This is a genomic window from Pseudomonas sp. WP18 (assembly GCF_036689585.1).
Lineage (GTDB): Bacteria > Pseudomonadota > Gammaproteobacteria > Pseudomonadales > Pseudomonadaceae > Aquipseudomonas > Aquipseudomonas chlororaphis_E.
Genome location: NZ_CP144758.1, coordinates 5,654,168 through 5,676,113 on the forward strand (window position 1 = coordinate 5,654,168; position 21,946 = coordinate 5,676,113).

The following is a 21,946-nucleotide window of genomic DNA, read 5'->3' on the forward strand; positions in this document are numbered from 1 at the left end:
CATTATCCGCTTCTCCTACCAAATCGGTCAACTATTAGAAGCGCGGTGGCAAGCTCCAGGTTTCAGGCTGGAGTCTTGCCGCTTTCAAACGGCTTTAAGGCAACATCCCCGCGTGGGACAACCCCAGGCGCTCATCCAGCCCGAACAGGATGTTCATGTTCTGCACCGCCTGGCCCGATGCACCCTTGACCAGGTTATCGATGACCGACAACACCACCACCAGGTCACCATCCTGCGGACGGTGCACGGCGATACGGCAAACGTTCGCGCCACGCACACTGCGGGTTTCCGGATGACTGCCAGCCGGCATGACGTCCACGAACGGTTCGTTGGCATAGCGTTTTTCGAACAACGCCTGCAAGTCTACCGAGCGATCGACGACGGTTGCGTAGAGAGTGGAGTGGATGCCGCGAATCATCGGCGTCAGGTGCGGGACGAAGGTCAGGCCGACGTCCTTGCCCGCGGCACGGCGCAGGCCCTGGCGGATTTCCGGCAAATGCCGGTGACCTTTGACGGCATAGGCCTTCATGCTCTCCGATGTTTCGGAGTACAGCGAGCCTACGCTGGCGCCACGCCCGGCACCGCTGACACCGGATTTACAGTCGGCGATCAAGCGCGACGCATCGGCCAGGCCTGCTTCGAGCAGCGGCAGGAAGCCCAACTGTGTTGCCGTTGGATAGCAACCCGGCACCGCGATCAGTCGCGCTTGTTTTATTTTTTCGCGGTTGACTTCCGGCAGGCCGTAGACGGCTTCTTCGAGCAACTGCGGCGCACCGTGGGGCTGGCCGTACCATTTGGCCCACTCGTCCGCATCCTGCAGGCGGAAGTCCGCCGACAGATCGATGACCTTGGTCCCCGCAGCCAGCAGCTCACCCGCCAGGGCGTGGGCAACTCCGTGAGGCGTGGCGAAGAACACCACGTCGCAGGCGCCCAGGGTCTCGATGTCTGGAACACTGAAAGCCAGGCCATCGTAGTGGCCTCGCAGGTTCGGATACAGGTCGGCGACAGCCAGGCCAGCCTCGGATCGCGAGGTAATGACCACTACCTCAGCTTGCGGATGCTGTGCCAATAGACGCAGCAGTTCGACACCGGTGTAACCCGTGCCGCCGACGATACCGACCTTGACCATAAACCTGCCCTCAACGAACCCACTGGAAAGCCGTCGATGATAGGGGGCGCGCGGCGCCGCGACAACCGCCAAGGTGACGTGTGGCCGCTCTAACCTCTACTATCGGGCTACCGTGAATCTGGGAATAACTCAAAATGCTCTATCTGTGGCTCAAAGCACTTCACATCGTCAGCATGGTCTGCTGGTTCGCAGGGCTGTTCTACCTGCCTCGCCTGTTCGTCTATCACGCCCAAAGCGAGGACAGCGTCAGCCAGGAACGCTTCAGCGTGATGGAGCGCAAGTTGTATCGCGGCATCATGGGCCCGGCAATGATCGCCACCCTGGTGTTCGGCATCGGGCTGCTGAGCCTGAACGCCGGCGCGTATTTCACCCAGGGTGGCTGGATGCACGCCAAACTGACGCTGGTGGTGCTGCTGATCGGTTATCACCACATGTGCGGCGCCCAGGTAAAACGCTTCGCCCGTGGCGAAAACACCCGCAGCCATGTCTTTTATCGCTGGTTCAATGAAGTGCCGGTTCTGATATTGCTGGCTATTGTAATTCTGGTCGTGGTTCGCCCGTTCTAGGACAAAGCCTAACCTTCCAATCGGCACTACTTTATCCGGGGTACTTCTCATGTCGCTGCCCGCTCTACTCGAACAACGCCTGCGCTTGCCCGTCGTGGCTGCGCCGATGTTCCTGATTTCCAATCCACAGCTGGTACTGGCCTGCTGCCGAAACGGTATCGTCGGCAGCTTTCCCGCACTGAACCAGCGCGAAAGCAGTGGCTTCAAGGCCTGGCTGGAGGAAATCGAAGCAGGCCTGGCAGCGCTGGAGAATCCAGCCCCCTACGCCGTCAACCTGATCGTCCATCACAGCAATCCGCGCCTTCAGGCCGACCTGGCGATCTGCATCGAACACAAGGTGCCGATCGTCATCACCAGCCTGGGCGCGGTCAAGGAACTGGTGGACGCCGTGCATGGCTATGGTGGCCTGGTGTTCCACGACGTCACCACGCGGCGCCACGCCGAGAAAGCAGCCGAAGCCGGCGTTGATGGCCTGATCGCCGTGGCGGCCGGCGCCGGGGGCCATGCCGGAACCTGGAGCCCGTTCTCGCTGGTCGCCGAGATCCGCCAGTTCTTCGATAAAACCTTGCTGCTGGCGGGCTGTCTGAACCACGGCCATCAGATACTGGCCGCCCAGTTGCTCGGCGCGGACCTGGCCTATTTCGGGACACGCTTCATCGGCACCCGTGAAAGCCATGCGCCCGACGCCTATAAAGAGATGTTGCTCACATCCAGAGCCGCAGACATCGTGCATACTCCTGCGGTATCCGGGGTGCCGGCCAGCTTCATGCGCCAGAGCCTGGAAAACGCCGGCTTCGACCTCGCTGCCTTGCAGGGCAAAGGCGAAGTCGACTTTGGCTCGAAGCTCAAGCCGCTGAACGATGAGGCCAAGGCCTGGAAAACCGTGTGGTCCGCCGGCCAGGGCGTGGGGGAAATCCATGATCTGCCCAGCGTCGATGAGTTGGTGGCCCGACTGGACAAAGAATACCGCCAGGCGCAAGCCCGGGCGACGCAGCTCGGCGGCCAATGGCCTCGCTGAACTGCCCCGATCAAAAACCGCTGCATAACCATTTAGAGACAAGGATGCCGGGCATGAGTGAAACCCGTTTCAATATCGTATTCGACGGAGCCCTGATGCCGGGCGTCGATACCACCACAGCCAAACTCAACCTCGCCGAGTTGTTCAAGAGCGATGTCAGCGCCATCGAGCGGTTGTTCAGTGGCCGCAAGGTTGCGCTCAAAAGCAACCTGTCCCAAAGCGAAGCCCAGAAATACCTGGAAGCGCTGAACAAAAGCGGAATCGATGCCCGGATCGAGGCAGAGCCATCTCTCCAACTGGACCTCGGCGAAGTGCAGGACTCGCCCCAGCAGCCAGGCGCACGCCACTCTGACGCGCTCATTGATCCCGTCTCCCCCTACGCTCCCCCTCGGGCCGACGTTGGCGAAAGCCTCGCCACCTACAGCACCCTCAAACCCTTCAGTTTCGAAGGCCGTATCGGGCGCCTGCGCTACCTGGCCTGGACCATGGTCCTGACACTCGCCATGTTGCCCGTCATCGGCATCGCCTTCTGGTACAGCCTGTCATGGGTCCTCGCTTCGAATTCGCTGGCGGCCATGATCGTCGGCGGGTTGATCGGCGGGGCCATCTTCCTCGGCTTTGCCTTCGTGAGCATCCAGTTCAGCGTCCAGCGCCTGCATGACATTGGCTGGTCCGGCTGGCTGTGGCTGCTCAACCTGGTGCCGTTCGTAGGCAGCGTCTTCCCGCTCGTGATGATCTGCGCGCCAGGCAACGACGGCCCCAACCGCTACGGCCCACCGCCACCGCCTAACAGCACCGCGGTCAAGGTTCTGTCGTGGCTATGGGTCGTGCTGATCGTCCTGATGATCGTTGGCGCCGTGGCCGGGGCCTTCAGCGGCCTCTCCGAGGACTACGACACCAGTTCCCTGAGCAGCTACGAAAGCAGTGAATCCAGCGACGAGACCAGCGCAGAACCCGCTGCCGAGGCAGCCGAGCCCGCCTCTCCTTCTGTAGACTATGAAGAGGAACAAGAGGAACAATAAGCGCGCTGCGTACCGGTGACAGCCCAGTCCACTGGCGGCGGGCTGTTGCGATGGAGAACTGCATGACCCGTTACGCTCTGATCACTGGCGCTTCCAGCGGCATAGGCCTGGCCATGGCCGAAGCGCTGGCCCGGCGCGGTCGCGACCTGATACTGGTGGCCCGACAGCGTGATCGGCTGGAAAGTATTGCCATTGAACTGACCCAGCGCTTTGGCGTAGAGGTGTTGTTCCGGGCCTGCGACCTGGGCGAACCGTTGAGGCTTTCAGGTTTTCTCCTGGAGCTGGAGGAAGGCGAGCGGCAAATCGACTTGCTGGTCAATTGTGCGGGCATCGGCACCTGCGGCCCGTTCCTGGGCCAGGACTGGATGACCGAACAGGACCTGATCGAAGTGAACATCCTCGCCCTGACGCGCATTTGCCACGCCGTCGGCAACAGCATGGCCTTGCAGGGTGGCGGCCAGATCCTCAACGTGGCATCGACGGCCGCGTTCAAGCCCGGCCCATGGATGAGCACCTATCACGCCAGCAAGGCCTACGTGCTGCACTTCTCCGAGGCCCTGCGGGTCGAACTGAAAAAGTGTGCGATCAAGGTCTCGGTGCTTTGCCCCGGCCCGACCCGTACCGGTTTTTTCGCCAGGGCGCAGATGCACGAGCAACACCTCACCCACGACAAGCACCTGATGAGCCCGGAAGAAGTCGCGCTGTACGCCGTGCGTGCGCTGGACAAAAACACCGCCATCATCATTCCCGGACGCCGCAACCGCTGGTTGGCCGCCTTGCCACGCCTGGGCTCGCGGTGGCTGGTCCGGACCCTCGCCGGCAGGACCAACAAGGCCTACTGCCCGCGCTGATCTGCCGAACGTTTAAAAACCCAGGCTCGCCGACCGAGCCTTCAGTACACTCGACCTCGACCCACTCAACGGAGAAACAGCTGTGGATACTCTGTTTACCAAGATCATCAACCGGGAAATCCCGGCGAAGATCATTTACGAGGATGACCAGGTCCTGGCCTTCCACGACATCGCCCCCCAGGCGCCGGTGCATTTTCTGGTCATTCCGAAAAAACCGATTCGCACCCTCAATGACCTGACCGAAGCGGACAAAGGCCTGGCCGGGCACATTCTGTTCACCGCCCAGCGCCTGGCGCTTGAACTGGGCTGCGAGGAAGGCTTTCGCGTGGTGATGAACTGCAATGAACTCGGTGGACAGACCGTCTATCACATTCATATGCACGTGCTGGGACAGCGCCAGATGAACTGGCCGCCGGGTTGATAACCCTGACCCAACGCAAATCACCGGCGGCCGATTGAGTTAAACTGGCCGCTGTTTTTTCCCGGAGGTACGCATGACTACCCAACGTCACTACTCGCCGATTGACCGCCTGCTGCTGCAAGCCGATACCGCGATGCGCACGCTATTGCCCTTCAGTGGCCAACCGTATCGGCCATCGCCGGCTATCGTGCAGCCGGACGCCCAGCTCAGTGACGAGCAGACCCGCCACGTGGCTGGCCTGATGCGAATCAACCACACCGGTGAAGTCTGCGCCCAGGCCTTGTACCAAGGCCAGGCGTTGACCGCGAAATTGCCCCGGGTGCGCGAGGCCATGGAGCATGCCGCCGAAGAAGAAATCGACCATCTGGTCTGGTGCGAGCAACGCATTCGCCAACTGGGCAGCCACACCAGCGTCCTGAATCCGCTGTTCTACGGCATGTCATTCGGCATCGGCGCCGTGGCCGGGTTGATCAGCGACAAGGTCAGCCTGGGGTTCGTCGCCGCAACCGAGCATCAGGTGTGCAAGCACCTCAATGAACACCTGGAACAACTCCCCGCCGAGGATGAAAAATCCCGCGCGATTCTGGAGCAGATGCGCAAGGACGAAGAACACCACGCCGAAAGCGCGCTCGAGGCCGGCGGCTTCCGCTTCCCGGCTCCCGTGAAGTTCGGCATGAGCCTGCTGGCCAAGGTCATGACCAAGAGCACCTACCGGATCTGACAAGGCCAATGTTCATGTGGCAACGGCGTGTGCGCCCTTGCCACGATGAACTCAGCTCGATCAGCCCAGCTCGATGATTTCGTAATCGTGGGTGATTTCAACGCCCGCAGCGCCAAGCATGATCGAAGCCGAGCAGTATTTCTCGGCAGACAACTCGATGGCCCGCTTGACCTGGGCTTCCTTCAGCGCACGCCCTTTCACCACGAAATGCATGTGGATCTTGGTAAACACTTTCGGATCTTCCGTGGCGCGCTCCGCTTCCAGGAACGCTTCACAACTTTCGACGGCCTGGCGCGACTTCTTGAGAATGCTGACCACGTCGAAGTTACTGCAACCGCCTACGCCCAGCAGGAGCATTTCCATTGGCCGGACACCCAGGTTCCGACCACCGGCATCGGGCGGGCCATCCATGACGACCACGTGACCACTGCCCGACTCACCGAGGAACATGGCTTCGCCAGCCCATTGGATGCGTGCCTTCATCGCCAAGACTCCACTGTCTAAAAAAGGGTCGCCAGCTTAGCACAGCCCTCCGTCGTGGCTGCTTTTGCCTTACGTCGCCTGACACTTACGTCCCTGAGTAAATTCTCGAATCAATTTTGAGTGCCTCTGTTAAGCTGGCGCCAACTCGCTGGCTTATTGCCAGCTTTCAGCGATTTTCATCGCGCCCATAAAAAACCAAACCTCATACCGCGCCGTTTTTCGGGACACAACCATGGTTGCCATTACTCCCACGCTCAAGATCAAGAATCTCGACAAGCTCTTGATGCATTGCCAGCGCCGTCGCTATCCGGCCAAGCACAACATCATTTGCGCAGGGGACCGTTCGGACACGTTGTTTTTCATCATCAAGGGATCGGTCACCATCCTGATCGAGGATGACGACGGGCGGGAGATGATCATCGCCTACCTCAACTCCGGGGACTTTTTCGGTGAGCTGGGGTTGTTCGAGCAGGCAGGCAAGGAACAGCAACGCAGTGCGTGGGTGCGAACCAAGATCGAATGCGAAGTCGCGGAAATCAGCTACACGAAATTCCGAGAACTGTCCCTGCAAGACCCGGACATTCTTTACGTCCTCAGCGGACAAATCGCACAGCGCCTGCGCAACACAACTCGCAAGGTCGGCGACCTGGCCTTTTTCGACGTGACGGGGCGCGTGGCCCGCTGCCTGCTGGACCTGTGCAAGCAGCCCGACGCCATGACCCACCCGGACGGCATGCAAATCAAGGTCACTCGCCAGGAAATCGGCCGGATCGTTGGCTGCTCTCGGGAAATGGTCGGCCGTGTGCTGAAGGATCTGGAAGAGCGCAACCTGGTCGACGTCAAAGGCAAGACCATGGTGGTGTTCGGAACGCGTTAACCGCCAAGCAGTTCGGTCAACAACGCCCGGTACAACTCATCGAGCCGCTCCAACGCCTCGGGCGCGGGGAATTTCTCATGCAGCGCGATGTGGCTTTCGGCACGCACTCGCTGCTCCAGGCCACAGGCCTGGTTGAAGCGATTGACCGCCGCAACCATGGACTCACGCTCGTTCTCAAGCAGAAGTGCGCCATGGACCAGACCCACCGGACGCTGGCCGCCCTTGCTTTGGCGCCAGCGCTGGGCGGTGCCGACCATCTTGCGGCCATCGAGGTTAACGTTGAATCGACCGTCGCAGAACGCCCCCTCCACCTCGCCCAGGGAAGCCACGCCGCCCAACTCATCCAGCAACTGGCAGATGGGCTCGCACAACCGACGGTAGGCCGTTTCGATGCGGCCGTGATCCCCCTCGCTGCGCGGCGGCGCGTAGACCAGGGCGATATTGACCGTCGCAGAAGACTGCGGCACCGGCTCACCCCCCGTTTCACGCAAAAGCACCGGCCAGCCGTGGGCCGCCGATACCGCGCTGGCGTGTTCAAAGCCGGGCAGGCGACTCAAGCGCCGCGGCATGACCAGCGCGCGGTCACTGGGCTGCCAGAACAACAGGCCGAACTCGGCATCGCCCGCGCAAATGCTGGCGAGCAGATCCTGTTCGGCTTGCAGGCCCGCTTCGACGGCCAGGGAAATCACCGGCGACATGGGCCTCAGTCCAGCGTCGAGCCGCTGACCGGCAGGCCACGCTCAGGAAAGAACAGGCGTTGCAGCTCGGTGCCCGGGTTCTCGGCCCGCATGAACGCTTCACCCACCAGGAACGAATAGACGTCGCTGACTTCCATCAGCTCGACATCGGCGCGGTTGAGGATGCCACTTTCCGTGATGACGAGGCGGTCGCGCGGAATCCGCGGCAGCAGGTCCAGGGTGGTCTCCAGGCTGACCTCAAAGGTGTGCAGGTTGCGGTTGTTCACGCCCACCAGCTTGGTGTCGAGGGTTTTCAGCGCCCGCTCCAACTCGTCACCATCATGGACTTCCACCAGCACGTCCAGGCCCACGCCCTTGGCCACGGCGGCCAGCTCGGCCATCTTGACGTCGTCCAGGGCGGAGACGATCAACAGCACGCAATCGGCGCCCAGGGCACGCGCCTCGACGATCTGATACGGGTCGATCATGAAGTCCTTGCGAATCACCGGCAACTTGCAGGCCGCTCGCGCCTCCTGCAGATACGCGTCGGCGCCCTGAAAGAAGTCGACATCCGTCAGTACCGAAAGGCAGGTCGCCCCACCCTTCTCGTAGCTCTTGGCGATGTCGGCCGGGACAAAGTCCTCGCGAATCACGCCCTTGCTGGGAGAGGCTTTCTTGATTTCAGCGATGACCGCCGGTTGCTTTCTCTTGGCCTGATCGATCAGTGCCTGGGCAAACCCCCGGGGCGCATCCGCCGAGCGGGCCAGGCCTTCCAATTCGGCCAGGCTGACCCGAGCACGGCGCTCGGCCACTTCTTCAGCCTTGCGAGCCAGGATGTTTTCCAGAACCGTTGGCACACTCATCCTTCGTTCTCCACTTTGAATACGGCGGTAAATGCACCCAGTTCCTCGAGCTTTTCCCTCGCCAGGCCGGTGTGCAGCGCATCATGGGCCAGCTCGACGCCTTGTTTGAGGCTGCTGGCGTGGTCCGCCGCGTACAGCGCAGCGCCGGCATTGAGCACGATCATCTCGGCGGCTTTCTGGCCATTCTCGGTCTTGCGGCGGCCCAGGGCATCGCGGATCAGCTCCAGGGATTGGGCCGGGCCGTCGACCGCCAGGCCGTGCAAGCTCTGGCTCTTCATGCCCAGGTCTTCAGGTTCGACCCAATACTCGCTGATCTGATCATTTTTTAGTTCGGCCACGAAGGTGGGGGCCGCCAGGCTGAACTCATCCAGGCCATCTTTCGAATGAACCACCAGGACATGCTTGCTGCCCAGGCGCTGCAGGACTTCAGCCAATGGCCGGCACAGCGCCTGGCTGAAGACCCCGACCACCTGATGTTTCACGCCGGCCGGATTCGTAAGCGGGCCGAGCATGTTGAACAATGTGCGCAGCCCCAGATCGCGGCGCGGCGCGGCGGCGTGCTTCATGGCGCTGTGGTGGGTCTGGGCGAACATGAAGCCGATGCCGACGTTGTCGATGCAACGGGCCACCTGGACCGGCGTCAGGTTCAGGTAGATCCCGGCCGCTTCAAGCAGATCGGCGCTACCGCTCTTGCCCGACACCGCGCGATTGCCGTGCTTGGCAACGGTGCAGCCGGCCGCTGCGACGACGAACGCCGACGCGGTGGAAACGTTGAAGATATTGGCGCCATCGCCGCCGGTGCCCACGACGTCAACGACGCCGTCCAGAGTCTTGAGCTCGACCTTGTCGGCGAGCTCGCGCATGACCGAGACCGCGCCGACGATTTCATCGATGCTCTCGCTCTTCATGCGCATGGCCATCATGAATGCGCCAATCTGCGCATCCGTGCATTGCCCGGTCATGATTTCGCGCATTACGTCGCGCATCTCATCGGTGCTCAGGTCGAGATGGCCGACGATACGGCTCAGGGCTGTCTTGATATCCATGAAAAGTCCTTAGCGCGTGCCGCCGGTTTGTTTGAGGAAGTTGGCGAACAGCTCGTGGCCCTGCTCGGTGAGAATAGACTCGGGATGAAATTGCACACCCTCGATGTTTAACGTCTTGTGTCGCAGCCCCATGATTTCGTCCACAGAACCGTCGTCGAGCTGGGTCCAGGCCGTCAACTCCAGGCAATCGGGCAAGGTTTCGCGCTTGACGATCAGGGAGTGGTAGCGGGTAACGGTCAGCGGCCGGTTCAGGCCCTCGAACACGCCCTTGTCCTCGTGGAATACCGGGCTAGTCTTACCGTGCATGACTTGCCGGGCGCGCACCACATCGCCGCCGAACGCCTGGCCGATGGACTGATGGCCCAGGCAGACGCCCAGGATCGGCAGCTTGCCGGCGAAATACTTGATGGCTTCGATGGAGACGCCCGCTTCGGTCGGCGTGCACGGGCCGGGGGAGACAACGATGCGCTCAGGCTTGAGGGCTTCGATTTCGGCGATGGTCAATTCGTCGTTGCGCACGACCTTGACCTCGGCGCCCAGCTCGCCAAGGTACTGCACAACGTTGTAGGTAAAAGAGTCGTAGTTATCGATCATCAGCAACATGGCGTAAGCAACCTATTGAATTCACTGACTTTAAATACAGCCTTCGGAGAGTGACCCGCGCGGTGTTGCGCTTGGCAGGGCACGTGGCACCCCGGCAAAGCGGCTTTCAAGCGGGTAAAGAAGGCAAATCGGTACAGGTCCGGCGAGGCCGGCGGAGAATGTTCAGGCGCGCCAACGCCAGCGGGCGTGTGCCTTGATCATTTGATCCAGAAGTTTGCTGACAATCGACACAAGGGAAGTCTCGTTCATACGTCCCGGCACAGTAGCCTAGCTGGGCTGAGCACGCAATATGACCGATCCCGAAGGTCCTTGAAACAATCGCGGCAGCGCGGACAGATGGCAAAACGCCGGAAGTTTTTGGTACTGTCGTTTCGTTTGCCAAACAACAATAAGATAAAAACGGATTTTCCCATGATCAAAAAGACGCTGTTCGTACCGATTGCCAGTTGTCTGCTGGCGATGGCCTGCGCCCAGGCGAGCGCCGCATCCACCCCCTATTCCAAGTTCATCGTGTTCGGTGACAGCCTCAATGATGCCGGCCAATTCGCCGACCCCAATGGCCCACCTGGCTCGACCGAGCGCTACACCAACCGAACCGGCCCGAACTACACGAACGGCAGCGGCGAAGCCTATTCCGCCAACTCGACCCAACTGCTCGGCGGGCGCCTGGGTTATTCCGCCGACGAAACCGCCGCCTCCACCTCGGCGGTCCGCGCCAACGAGGGGCTCGCCGATGGCAATAACTGGGCGGTGGGCGGTTATCGCACCGACCAGATCCTGGAGTCGATTACCGGTGTGTCCGATACCGGCGAACGCAGCCGCCCTGGCTACTTGCAGTCCAATGGCCTGCGGGCCGATCCGAATGCGCTGTATTACCTTTCCGGGGGTGGTAACGACTTTCTCCAGGGCCGGGTCCTGAACACCGCGCAGGCGCAGGCCGCTGCCGACCGCCTGGCCGACAGCGTCCAGGTGCTGCAAACGGCCGGTGCCCGCTATGTGATGGTCTGGCTACTGCCCGACCTGGGCCTGACCCCAGCACTCAATGGCGGCCCGCTGCAGGACGTCTTCTCGCAACTGGGCAACGACTTCAACCAGCAACTGGTCACACGGTTGCAGGGCATCGACGCCGAAGTCATTCCGCTGAACATTCCGCTGCTGTTGCGCGAAAGCTTCGCCGACCCGGCACGGTTCGGCCTCGCCACCGGCGAGAACCTCACCGCCACCTGCTTCAGCGGCAATAACTGCACGGAAAACCCCACTTACGGCATCAACAGTGCCACGCCTGATCCCACCAAGCTGATCTACAACGACGCCGTCCACCCGACCGAGACCGGGCAAAAGCTGATCGCCGACTACGCCTATTCCCTGCTCGCAGCACCCTGGGAGCTGACCTTGCTGCCGGAAATGGCCCACTCGACCCTGCGCGCCCACCAGGATGAATTGCGCAGCCAGTGGCAATCGGATTGGGAGAACTGGCAGGCAGTCGGCCAATGGCGAGCGATCGTTGCAGGCGGCGGCCAGCATCTGGATGTCGACAGCCAGAGCAGCGGCGCCAGCGCCGATGGCAGCGGCTACAGCCTGAACATCGGCGGCAGCTATCGCCTCAATGAAGCCTGGCGCGTGGGTGTCGCGGCAGGCCTCTACCGCCAGGACATGGACGCCGGCCACAACGATTCGAACTACAAGCTCAACAGTTATCTGGCGACCGCTTTCGCCCAGTTCCAGCAGAATCGCTGGTGGGCCGACGCGGCACTGACCGGTGGCAAGCTCGACTACGACAGCCTGGAGCGCAAGTTCGACCTGGGCGTCAACGAGGCGCAGGAAAAAGGCGACACCGACGGTCACCTGTGGGCATTCAGCACCCGCGTGGGCTATGACATCGCCCAGCCGGGCAGCGAATGGCACCTGTCACCGTTCATCAGCGCCGACTATGCGAAGGTGGAAGTCGACGGTTATTCCGAGAAGAGCAACCGTTCCACCGCCCTGACCTTCGACGACCAGACTCGCGACTCGAAGCGCCTGGGCATTGGCTTGCAAGGCAAATACAACCTCACTCGCCAGACCCAGGTGTTTGGTGAATACGCCCACGAACGCGAGTACGAAGACGACACGCAGAAGGTGAACATCGCCCTCAACAGCCTGCCGGCCAACGACTTCACGCTTGAAGGCTACACGCCACAGAGCCACTTGAATCGCCTGAGCCTGGGGGTCAGCCACAAGTTGACCAACGACCTGGCACTGCGGGGCGGCTATACGTTGCGCAAGGATGATGACATGACCCAGCAAGGGGTGAGCGTGGGCGTCAGTCTGGACTTCTGATCGAGAGAACCTATGGGAGCGAGCTTGCTCGCGATTGCGGACTGTCAGTCAACTGGTTGGTTGAATATGACGGCCTCATCGCGAGCAAGCTCGCTCCCACACATTGATCGAGTTGTTGAAGGGGCTCAATCGCTCGAAGTCTGTTCGGCCAGCGCCACGGCACGGAACATCGCCCGGCGCTTGTTCAGGGTTTCTTCCCATTCCAGCGCTGGCACCGAGTCGGCGACGATGCCACCACCGGCCTGCACGTGCAGTTCACCGTTCTTGATCACCGCCGTGCGAATGGCAATGGCGGTGTCCATGTTGCCGTTCCAGGCGAAGTAACCCACCGCCCCGCCATACACGCCACGCTTGACCGGCTCGAGTTCGTCGATGATTTCCATCGCGCGGATTTTCGGCGCGCCGGACAAGGTGCCCGCCGGCAGGATCGCCCGCAGGGCGTCCATCGCCGTCAGTCCGGCCTTCAGTTGGCCGGTGACGTTGGACACGATGTGCATCACATTGGAATAGCGCTCGATGACCATTTTCTCGGTGAGCTTCACCGAGCCGACTTCCGACACCCGTCCAGTGTCGTTGCGCCCCAGGTCGATCAGCATCAGGTGCTCGGCGATTTCCTTGGCGTCCGACAGCAGGTCTTCTTCCAGCGCCCGGTCGGCTTCCTCGGTGGCGCCGCGGGGGCGCGTACCGGCGATCGGCCGCACGGTGATCAGGTTGTCTTCGACCCGAACCAGCACTTCCGGCGAACTGCCCACGACATGGAAGTCGCCGAAGTTGAAGAAGTACATGTAGGGCGTCGGGTTGAAGCAGCGCAGCGCCCGATACAGGTCGATGGGCGCCGCCTTGAAGTCGATGGACATTCGCTGCGACGGCACGACCTGCATGCAGTCACCGGCCAGGATGTATTCCTTGATGGTGTCGACGGCCCGCTCGTAATCAGCCTGGGTGAAGCTTGAACGGAACACCGGGTCGGCCGCCGACTGTTTGCTGAAATCCAGGCCAGGGCGCGGCGTGATCGGCTGGCGGAGCTTTTCCAACAACGCTTGCAGGCTTTGTTGGCCTTGCTCGTAGGCATCTTCGTGCGACGGATCGGCGAGGACGATCGCGTGCATCTTGCCGGCCAGGTTGTCGAAGACGACGACCGCGTCGGACACCATCAGCAGGATGTCCGGCACGCCCAGCGGATCGGGGTTCGGGCAGGTGCCGAGGCGTTTTTCCACGTAGCGCACGCAATCGTAGCCGAAGTACCCCACCAGGCCACCGTTGAAGCGCGGCAGCCCGGCAATGGTCGGCACGTTGTAGCGGGCCTTGAAGGTTTCGACGAAGGCCAGCGGGTCTTCGACCTCGTGGCTTTCGACCTCGACACCGTCATGGGTCACGCTGACGCGATGGTCGTGGACCCGAAGCACCGTGCGGCACGGCAGGCCGATGATGGAATAACGCCCCCACTTCTCGCCGCCCTGCACCGATTCGAGCAGGTAGGAATTGGGCTGGTCGGCCAGCTTGAGGTAGATCGACAACGGCGTGTCGAAGTCGGCCAGGGTTTCGCAGGCAAGCGGAATGCGGTTGTAGCCGGCAGCGGCTAGACGCAGGAATTCTTCGCGGATCATGGGGTGCCTCGTGGCAAGAGGAGCTGACAGTCAGGAATGCAAACGCGCCGGACAACCGGCAGGATCACGTCAGGCGCGCCAACGCCAGCGGGCCAGGGCCTTGATGACTTTCATCCAGAGTTTGCGAGTGACCACCACGATGGCGTTTCCAGAAGAGGATTGAACAGCGTCGGGCAACGTTATCTCAGCGGCAGGGTCCAGGCAACCGGGAATTAGCAGGCGCAAATCGTCGATCACCAACGCGGGAAACTCTTCGGCGATGGGCCGGCCATGGTTGTAGCCATAACTGAGCGCCACGCACTTGACCCCCGCCGCTTTCGCCGCCAGCACATCGCTGCGCGAGTCACCGACGAACAGCGATTGGGACGCCGGGATGTTGGCCATTTTCATGACGAAGAACAGCGCCGCCGGATCAGGCTTCTTCTGCGGCAAGGTGTCGCCACCGATGATCCAGCGGAAATAGCGGCCGATTTTCATCTGGTCCAGCAACGGCGCGACGAAGCGCTCCGGCTTGTTGGTGATCAGCGCCATTTCCACGCCCTGCTTTTGCAACCACTTGAGGGTGGAGCGCACGCCGGGGTAGACCACCGTCAGCGAATGATCGCCCTCATAGGCTTCATTGAACAGTTCCAGCGCCTGCTCGACCAGTGCGTCATCCACGCCCTCGGCTGCGATGTCATTGGCCAAAGCCCGGCGCACCAGCATCGGCGCGCCGTTGCCGACCCAATGCCGGACCGCATCGAGGCCAGCCGGCGGACGCCCGAGCTTGAGCAACATGCTGTCCACGGCCGCCGCGAGGTCCGGGACCGAATCGACCAGGGTGCCATCGAGGTCGAACATCACCAGACGCGGCAAGCTGCCGGGGAACAGCTGCTCGAAACCGCTCATGGGCGTGCCAGGGCCAGTTCGGCGCGCATCTTGTCGATGACGTCCTTGTAGTCCGGGGCATTGAAGATCGCCGAGCCGGCGACAAAGGTGTCGGCGCCGGCCATGGCGATTTCGCGGATGTTGTTCACATTCACGCCACCGTCGATTTCCAGGCGGATGTCACGGCCCGAGGCATCGATCAGCGCACGGGCTTCACGCAGTTTGTCGAGGGTGCCGGGAATGAACTTCTGCCCACCGAAGCCGGGGTTGACGCTCATGAGCAAGACCATGTCGACCTTGTCCATCACGTACTTGAGCACGTCCAGGGGCGTGGCCGGGTTGAACACCAGGCCGGACTTGCAACCGCCCTCGCGGATCAACTGCAGGGAACGGTCAATGTGCTGGGTGGCTTCGGGGTGAAAGGTGATGTAGGTCGCGCCGGCTTCGATGAAGTCGCCGACGATGCGGTCTACCGGGCTGACCATCAGGTGTGCGTCGATCGGCGCGGTGACGCCGTACTTGCGCAGCGCCGCGCAGACCATCGGACCGATGGTCAGGTTGGGCACGTAGTGATTGTCCATGACATCGAAGTGCACGATGTCGGCCCCGGCGGCCAGAACGTTGTCCACTTCCTCGCCCAGGCGGGCGAAGTCGGCGGAGAGAATCGACGGAGCAATAGCGAAGGGCTGCATGACGCACCTGTTTTGAGCGAAATCACGATGGCGCGCATTGTATACCGCAAGATTTGGCGCGCCCACCGTGACAGTCGATCAATACGCCGCGCGGTAGATCTTCTCGATATCCGCCGCACTCAGCTTGCGCGGGTTGTTGCGCATCAGCCGCTCGATCCCGGCGGCTTCCACGGCCATGGCCGGAATCACATCTTCGGTCACGCCCAGGCCGCTCATGCCCCGAGGGATCTCTACCGCGACACACAACGCAACCATGGCCTCGACAGCTTCATCGGCCGCCTCGAGATCGCTCAGGTGAGCAGTCTTGATGCCCATGGCCTCGGCGATGTCGCGCATGCGCTCGACACAGGCCATTTTGTTCCAGGCCATCACGTAGGGCAGCAACAGCGCATTGGCCACCCCATGGGAGATGTGGAAACGCCCGCCCAACGGGTACGCCAGCGCATGCACGGCCCCGACCCCGGCGTTGCCAAAGGCCATGCCGGCCATCAGGCTGGCGGTGGCCATGTCTTCGCGGGCTTGCAGGTGGGCCGGGTTGGCGTAGGCCTTGGGCAACGCGCGGGTGATCAGCTTGACCGCGCCGATGGCCAGGGCATCGGTGATCGGCGAAGCATTGAGCGACAGGTAGGCCTCGACGGCATGCACCAGCGCATCGACGCCACTGGACGCGGTCACGCTGCGCGGGCACGTCAGGGTCATCTGCGGGCTAACCAGCGCCACGTCCGGCAACAGGTAGTCGCTGACGATGCCTTTTTTCAGTTGCGCCGCCTTGTCGGAAAGGATCGCCACGTTGGTGACTTCCGAGCCCGTTCCGGCAGTGGTGGGGATGGCGATCATCGGCGGGCCTTTGCGCGGCACCTGGTCGACGCCGAACATGTCCTGCAACTCACCGTGATAGCCGGCGTAGACGCCGACGCACTTGGCAATGTCGATGGCACTGCCACCGCCCAGCCCGATCAGGCCGTCATGGCCGCCGTCACGGTAGGCCTGCATGCAATCTTCGACGATGGCGATTTCCGGGTCCGGCATGACCCGGTCGAAAATCTCGTAGTCACGCCCACCCAGATGTTGCAGGGCCAGCTCCACGGTGCCGGACTTGACCAGCACGGCATCGGTCACGATCAGCGGGTTGTCGACGTCCAGGCGCGTCAACTCGGCCGCCAGTTGCTCGATGGCAGCGGCACCGGTGATCAGTTTGTGGGCGATCTTGAATGAGGAAAGACTCATGTGCGCGGCCTCTTGTTCGAGTATGGGCTGGCACAAGGATAGCTCGGTATCGGGGGTTGTTCTGCCATTCAGCTGATGAATGCAATGAGAAACCCTGTGGGAGCGAGCTTGCTCGCGATAGCGCACTGACATTCAGCATCAATGTTGAATGCTCTACCGCTATCGCGAGCAAGCTCGCTCCCACATTTGGACAACGCAGCCTTCAGGCCTGGGCCGTGCGCAACTTCTCGCTGCGCCCGCGCAGCCACTCCAGCGTCAGCAGCAGGATCACCGAGAACGCGATCAACAGCGTCGCCGCCGCAGCGATGGTCGGGCTGAGGTTTTCACGGATGCCGCTGAACATCTGCCGAGGCAGCGTGGCCTGTTCGGGTCCGGCGAGGAACAGGGTCACCACCACTTCATCGAACGACGTCGCGAAGGCGAACAGCGCCCCGGAGATGACGCCCGGGGCGATCAACGGCAAGGTCACCCGACGAAATGCAGTCAGCGGCGAAGCGCCGAGGCTGGCGGCCGCCCGCACCAGGTTGTGGTTGAACCCCTGCAAGGTCGCCGACACGGTGATGATGACGAACGGTACGCCCAGCACCGCGTGCACCACAATCAGCGAGATGAAGCTGTTGCCCATCCCCAGCGGCGCGAAAAACAGGTAGCTGGCGACCCCGATGATCACCACCGGCACCACCATGGGCGAAATCACCAGGGCCATCACCAGCGCCTTGCCCGGAAAGTCGCCGCGGGTCAGGCCGATGGCCGCCAGCGTACCGAAGACCATCGCCAGCAACGTCGCCGCCGGGGCGACGATGATGCTGTTCTTCAGCGCGCGCATCCATTCAGCGGAGGCGAAGAAGTCGTGGTACCACTGCAGCGAAAAGCCCTGCAGCGGGTACACCAGGAAGCTGCCGGAGTTGAACGACAGCGGAACGATCACCAGCACCGGCAGGATCAGGAACAACAGGATCAGCCCGCAGAGCGTGCGCAAGCAGTAGAACCACACCCGTTCCACGGGGGACATGTAAGGACTCACCATTTTCAATCTCCCCTTAGCTCAGGCGCAGGCGACTGGCGCCCACCAGCCAGCTGTAAATCAGATAAAGCACGATGGTCGCCAGCAACAGCAGCCCGCCGAGTGCCGTGGCCATGCCCCAGTTGATGCTGGTATTGGTGTAGAAGGCGACGAAGTAGCTGACCATCTGGTCGTTCGGGCTGCCCAGCAATGCCGGGGTGATGTAGTAGCCGATGGCGAGGATGAACACCAACAGGCAACCGGCGCCGACGCCGGCATAGGTCTGCGAGAAGTACACCCGCCAGAAACTGGCGAATGGATGGCAGCCCAGGGAAATGGCCGCACGCATGTAGGTGGGCGAGATGCCTTTCATCACGCTGTAGATCGGCAGGATCATGAACGGCAGCAGGATGTGGACCATCGAGATGTAGACACCCGTGCGGTTGAACACCAGCTCCAGCGGCTTGTCGATCACGCCCATGGCCATCAGGGCGCTGTTGATCAAGCCACCCGATTGCAACAGCACGATCCACGCTGCCACCCGTACCAGGATCGATGTCCAGAACGGCAGCAGCACCAGGATCATCAGCAGGTTGCTCTGGCGCGACGGCAGGTTCGCCAGCAGGTAGGCCAACGGGTAGGCCAGCACCAGGCAGATCGCGGTGATGATCAGGCCCATCCAGAAGGTACGGGCGAAGATGTCCAGGTAGATCGCCTGGTCGGGGGTGGCCGGGGCCAGTTCGCCGAGGTCGTCGATACGGTGATCGACAGCCGCCAGCAGGTAATAAGGAGTGACGTTACTGGTATTGCGGCGGATCACCTGCCAGTAGGCCGGGTCGCCCCAACGCTCGTCGAGGTTTTCCAGGGCTTCTTTATAAGAGGCCGGCTCGGTGGCAAACGGCAACGCGCGGGCCGTCTTGGTCAACAGGCTGCGGTAGCCGGCCGACTCCATGTTCAGACGCTTGGACAGATCGCCCAGGGTCTGGTTCTTGCGGGCCTCGGCCAGGTCTTCACTGGCGGCCTTGTAGACCGGTTCGCCCGGCAACCCCCGTCCGTCCCACGTTGAGATCACAGCCACGGTGCGCGGCATGGCGCCGACCACTTCGGGGTTGCTGACGCTTTTGAACAACAGCGCCACGATGGGCACGAGGAACACCAGTAGCAGAAACAGCACCAGCGGCGCGATCAAGGCCTGGGCCTTCCAGCGGTTGACCCGCTCGGCGCGCTTGAGCCGCTGCTTCAGGTTGGGGCTGGTGCCCGCGTTCAGTGGAACGGCGATGGCCATGGCGAACTCCGCAAATCTTTTTATCGTTACAGGGGCGGGGGAGCGCCCCTGTTCTTTTGAAACACCCGATTGGAGCAAGAACCTGTGGGAGCGAGCTTGCTCGCGATGGCTACGGCACATTCAACATTGATGTGTCTGACAAACCGCTATCGCGAGCAAGCTCGCTCCCACATGGATTTCATCCAGCTTCAGACTGTCGGGTTACTTCGCCGCCCAGGAGTTGAAGCGCTGCTCCAGTTGCTCGCCGTTGTCAGCCCAGAAGCTGACGTCGATCTGCACCTGGTTGGCGATGTTTTCCGGGGTGGTCGGCATGTCCTTCAGGACATCCTTGGCCAGCAACGGTACGGCCTGGGTGTTGGCAGGGCCGTAGGCGATGTTTTCCGAGTAGGTCTTCTGCTGTTGCGGTGCCACCGAGAAGGCGATGAACTTCTTCGCCGCTTCGGCGCGGGTTTTGTCCAGGCCGCGCGGGATGGCCCAGGCGTCGAAGTCGTAGATGCCGCCGTTCCACACCACTTTCAGGTTGCTTTCCTTCTGTACCGCGGCGATCCGGCCGTTGTAGGCCGAGCTCATGACCACGTCACCGGAGGCCAGGTACTGCGGCGGCTGGGCGCCCGCTTCCCACCACTGGATGTTCGGCTTGAGTTCGTCGAGCTTCTTGAACGCACGGTCCTGGCCATCCTTGCCGGCCAGCACCTTGTACACGTCCTTGGGCGCGACGCCATCGGCCATCAAGGCGAATTCCAGGGTGTACTTGGCGCCCTTGCGCAGGCCACGCTTGCCCGGGAATTGCTTGGTGTCCCAGAAGTTGGCCCAACTGGTCGGCGCGGTCTTCAGTTTGTCGGCGTTGTAGGCCAGGACGGTCGACCACACGAAGAAGCCGACGCCGCACGGCTGGATGGCGCCCTTGACGTAGTCTTCGGTCTTGCCGAACAGGGCCGGGTCCAGTTGCTCGAACATGTCCTCGTCGCAACCGCGGGACAATTCCGGGGACTCGACTTCCACCAGGTCCCAGGAAACGCTCTTGGTGTCGACCATGGCCTTGACCTTGGCCATTTCGCCGTTGTACTCGCCCGCCACGATCTTGCCGTTGCCGGCCGCTTCCCAAGGTGCGTAGAAGGCCTTGACCTGCGCCGCCTTGTTCGCCCCGCCAAAAGACACCACGGTCAGGTCCGGGCCCGCCGCCATCGCGCTTGCCGCACCCATCATGCCCAGGGTCAGGGCTGTGAACTTCAGGGATCTCAACATTTATTGTTCTCTCCACGTGCAGGGTTGGTGTTGGTACAGCAGGGGGCGATCAATTCGCCTCTAGAAGGGGATCGAGCGCACGCACATGCTCGACTTGCCAGCCAAGCGGAACCACGTCCCCGACGGCGAGCCCGGGATCGAGCTCGGCAATCGGCTGTTTCACGAAGAAGTCGTTCTTGCCGCAGACTTCCAGGCGAACCCGGACGTGGTCGCCCAGATAGATGAATTCCGCCACCCTCCCTGAGAAGCGGTTGACACATTGTTCGCTTGCGCCGTTGAGGCTCACCCGCTCCGGGCGGATCGACAGGGTCACCGGCTCGCCGGGCTGGCCGACGTTGACCGCCAGCGCCTCGACCTTCTCGCCACGCCCCAACTCCACCAGGCAGCGATCGCCGGTCTGGCTGTGCAGGCGGCCGCTGAGGCGATTGTTCTCGCCGATGAAGTTGGCAACGAAGGTGTTTTTCGGCTCTTCATAAAGCGTGCGCGGTGGCGCGATCTGCTGGATCTCGCCCTGGTGGAACACCGCCACGCGGTCGGACATGGTCAAGGCTTCGCCCTGGTCGTGGGTCACGTAGACCACGGTCACGCCAAGGCGCTGGTGCAGGTGCTTGATTTCCATCTGCATGTGTTCGCGCAGTTGCTTGTCCAGCGCCCCGAGGGGTTCGTCCATCAGCACCAGTTGCGGCTCGAACACCAGGGCCCGGGCCAACGCCACACGCTGCTGCTGACCGCCGGACAGCTGCGCCGGGTAGCGTTGGGCGAAGCTGTCCAGCTGGACCATGCTCAGCACGCGCTTGACCCGGTCGCTCACGTCGCTCTTGTTCAGGCCACGCACGGTCAGCGGGAACGCGAGGTTCTCGGCGACGGTCATGTGGGGGAACAGCGCGTAGTTCTGGAACACCATGCCGATGTCGCGCTTGTGCGGCGGCACATGGTTGATGGCGCGTCCGGCCAGTTGGATTTCACCGGCCGTCGGGGTTTCAAATCCGGCGAGCATCATCAGGCTGGTGGTCTTGCCCGAGCCGGACGGCCCGAGCAGGGTGAGGAATTCGCCTTTGCGAATGTCCAGGTTGAGGTCCTTGACGATCAGGTTCTCGCCATCGTAGCTCTTTTGCACACCACGAAAGCTGACCAGCACATCGCTGGCCCCCGCGCTTGAATCGACCTGGCTCATACCCGCACCTTTTGTATTGATGACTGCTTGTGAATCAAGCCTAGTGGAGCCTCGCCCCCGCGCAAATCGGGGCGCAGGAGAGAATCACCTCAGACGGATGGAAGTGCGGGGGTAGGGATTGCCCTACACGGATGGCGGGATTGGATAAATGCAGCCACGAGCTTCGAGCGGCAGGCGGCAAGCAAGGGCGAGCAGCCGTGCTGGAGCGTGTCGCAAATGGATATGCCAACGCATTACCCCTGTGGGAGCG

General features: G+C 62.0%; 22 protein-coding genes. 8 read left to right on the top strand and 14 right to left on the bottom strand.

Features of this window, described 5'->3' with window-relative positions:
- Positions 1 to 94: 94 nt before the first annotated feature.
- Positions 95 to 1,129, bottom strand: coding sequence for an N-acetyl-gamma-glutamyl-phosphate reductase (gene argC / locus V5F23_RS25270; protein WP_042730274.1), 1,035 nt, complete (start codon positions 1,127 to 1,129; stop codon positions 95 to 97).
- 134 nt (positions 1,130 to 1,263) lie between these two features.
- On the opposite strand from argC, the gene hemJ reads away from it, so the two are divergent.
- The 6 genes from hemJ to coq7 all read left to right on the top strand — a co-directional run bounded on the left by hemJ (position 1,264) and on the right by coq7 (position 5,728).
- Positions 1,264 to 1,695 carry a protoporphyrinogen oxidase HemJ gene (hemJ, locus tag V5F23_RS25275; RefSeq protein ID WP_003177725.1) on the top strand — a complete coding sequence of 144 codons (432 nt, stop codon included), beginning with the start codon at positions 1,264 to 1,266 and terminating at the stop codon, positions 1,693 to 1,695.
- 49 nt (positions 1,696 to 1,744) lie between these two features.
- Entirely contained in the window at positions 1,745 to 2,713 is a 969-nt protein-coding gene (locus tag V5F23_RS25280; RefSeq protein ID WP_042730273.1) for a nitronate monooxygenase family protein, read from the top strand.
- Positions 2,714 to 2,766: 53 nt separating this feature from the next.
- Positions 2,767 to 3,735, top strand: a complete 969-nt coding sequence (locus V5F23_RS25285) for a DUF805 domain-containing protein (protein ID WP_042730272.1) — start codon at positions 2,767 to 2,769, stop codon at positions 3,733 to 3,735.
- A gap of 62 nt (positions 3,736 to 3,797) precedes the next feature.
- Positions 3,798 to 4,586: an SDR family oxidoreductase gene (locus tag V5F23_RS25290; protein WP_042730271.1), complete on the top strand. Its 789-nt coding sequence runs from the start codon at positions 3,798 to 3,800 to the stop codon at positions 4,584 to 4,586.
- Between the two features lie 82 nt (positions 4,587 to 4,668).
- Positions 4,669 to 5,007, top strand: a complete 339-nt coding sequence (locus V5F23_RS25295; protein ID WP_042730270.1) for a histidine triad nucleotide-binding protein — start codon at positions 4,669 to 4,671, stop codon at positions 5,005 to 5,007.
- A 73-nt stretch (positions 5,008 to 5,080) separates the two neighbouring features.
- Positions 5,081 to 5,728 carry a 2-polyprenyl-3-methyl-6-methoxy-1,4-benzoquinone monooxygenase gene (coq7, locus tag V5F23_RS25300; protein ID WP_042730269.1) on the top strand — a complete coding sequence of 216 codons (648 nt, stop codon included), beginning with the start codon at positions 5,081 to 5,083 and terminating at the stop codon, positions 5,726 to 5,728.
- Positions 5,729 to 5,788: 60 nt separating this feature from the next.
- Here the strand turns inward: coq7 and V5F23_RS25305 are convergent, their stop codons facing one another.
- Complete coding sequence (locus tag V5F23_RS25305; protein WP_042730268.1) at positions 5,789 to 6,211, bottom strand: OsmC family protein; 423 nt, start codon at positions 6,209 to 6,211, stop codon at positions 5,789 to 5,791.
- A 232-nt stretch (positions 6,212 to 6,443) separates the two neighbouring features.
- Between V5F23_RS25305 and crp the strand changes: the two genes are divergently transcribed.
- Entirely contained in the window at positions 6,444 to 7,088 is a 645-nt protein-coding gene (crp, locus tag V5F23_RS25310) for a cAMP-activated global transcriptional regulator CRP (protein ID WP_042730267.1), read from the top strand.
- Here the strand turns inward: crp and V5F23_RS25315 are convergent.
- Genes V5F23_RS25315 through V5F23_RS25330 form a run of 4 tightly spaced genes read right to left on the bottom strand, consistent with a single transcriptional unit; the run spans position 7,085 to position 10,277 of the window.
- The gene (locus V5F23_RS25315; RefSeq protein ID WP_042730266.1) at positions 7,085 to 7,786 is read right to left on the bottom strand and encodes a lipoate--protein ligase family protein; all 702 of its coding nucleotides are present in this window, start codon (positions 7,784 to 7,786) and stop codon (positions 7,085 to 7,087) included. The two genes, crp and V5F23_RS25315, sit on opposite strands and share 4 nt — an antisense overlap.
- A gap of 5 nt (positions 7,787 to 7,791) precedes the next feature.
- On the bottom strand, positions 7,792 to 8,628 hold the full coding sequence (gene trpC / locus V5F23_RS25320; protein WP_042730265.1) for an indole-3-glycerol phosphate synthase TrpC: 837 nt from the start codon (positions 8,626 to 8,628) through the stop codon (positions 7,792 to 7,794).
- Positions 8,625 to 9,674, bottom strand: a complete 1,050-nt coding sequence (gene trpD / locus V5F23_RS25325; RefSeq protein ID WP_042730264.1) for an anthranilate phosphoribosyltransferase — start codon at positions 9,672 to 9,674, stop codon at positions 8,625 to 8,627. Before trpD ends, trpC begins: the two co-directional genes overlap by 4 nt.
- A 9-nt stretch (positions 9,675 to 9,683) precedes the next feature.
- Positions 9,684 to 10,277, bottom strand: a complete 594-nt coding sequence (locus V5F23_RS25330) for an aminodeoxychorismate/anthranilate synthase component II (protein WP_042730263.1) — start codon at positions 10,275 to 10,277, stop codon at positions 9,684 to 9,686.
- 411 nt (positions 10,278 to 10,688) lie between these two features.
- Here V5F23_RS25330 and estP point away from each other — a divergent pair, with 411 nt between their 5' ends.
- Positions 10,689 to 12,596 (top strand): esterase EstP, encoded by a 1,908-nt coding sequence (gene estP, locus V5F23_RS25335; RefSeq protein WP_053151320.1) that lies wholly within the window; start codon positions 10,689 to 10,691, stop codon positions 12,594 to 12,596.
- Between the two features lie 125 nt (positions 12,597 to 12,721).
- Here estP and trpE read toward each other — a convergent pair whose 3' ends face one another.
- From trpE to V5F23_RS25375, 8 genes are all read right to left on the bottom strand, one after another.
- Positions 12,722 to 14,203, bottom strand: a complete 1,482-nt coding sequence (gene trpE / locus V5F23_RS25340) for an anthranilate synthase component I (RefSeq protein ID WP_123579675.1) — start codon at positions 14,201 to 14,203, stop codon at positions 12,722 to 12,724.
- 69 nt (positions 14,204 to 14,272) lie between these two features.
- On the bottom strand, positions 14,273 to 15,091 hold the full coding sequence (locus tag V5F23_RS25345) for a phosphoglycolate phosphatase (protein WP_042730712.1): 819 nt from the start codon (positions 15,089 to 15,091) through the stop codon (positions 14,273 to 14,275).
- The gene (rpe, locus tag V5F23_RS25350) at positions 15,088 to 15,762 is read right to left on the bottom strand and encodes a ribulose-phosphate 3-epimerase (RefSeq protein WP_042730713.1); all 675 of its coding nucleotides are present in this window, start codon (positions 15,760 to 15,762) and stop codon (positions 15,088 to 15,090) included. The genes V5F23_RS25345 and rpe overlap by 4 nt, the downstream gene beginning before the upstream one ends.
- Before the next feature lie 78 nt (positions 15,763 to 15,840).
- Complete coding sequence (locus V5F23_RS25355; protein ID WP_042730714.1) at positions 15,841 to 16,989, bottom strand: iron-containing alcohol dehydrogenase; 1,149 nt, start codon at positions 16,987 to 16,989, stop codon at positions 15,841 to 15,843.
- A gap of 202 nt (positions 16,990 to 17,191) precedes the next feature.
- Complete coding sequence (locus V5F23_RS25360; RefSeq protein WP_042730715.1) at positions 17,192 to 18,016, bottom strand: ABC transporter permease; 825 nt, start codon at positions 18,014 to 18,016, stop codon at positions 17,192 to 17,194.
- A gap of 13 nt (positions 18,017 to 18,029) precedes the next feature.
- Positions 18,030 to 19,277, bottom strand: a complete 1,248-nt coding sequence (locus V5F23_RS25365) for an ABC transporter permease (protein WP_338496922.1) — start codon at positions 19,275 to 19,277, stop codon at positions 18,030 to 18,032.
- A 201-nt stretch (positions 19,278 to 19,478) separates the two neighbouring features.
- Complete coding sequence (locus tag V5F23_RS25370) at positions 19,479 to 20,522, bottom strand: ABC transporter substrate-binding protein (protein ID WP_338496923.1); 1,044 nt, start codon at positions 20,520 to 20,522, stop codon at positions 19,479 to 19,481.
- Between the two features lie 49 nt (positions 20,523 to 20,571).
- Positions 20,572 to 21,696: an ABC transporter ATP-binding protein gene (locus V5F23_RS25375; protein ID WP_042730718.1), complete on the bottom strand. Its 1,125-nt coding sequence runs from the start codon at positions 21,694 to 21,696 to the stop codon at positions 20,572 to 20,574.
- Positions 21,697 to 21,946: the final 250 nt, after the last annotated feature.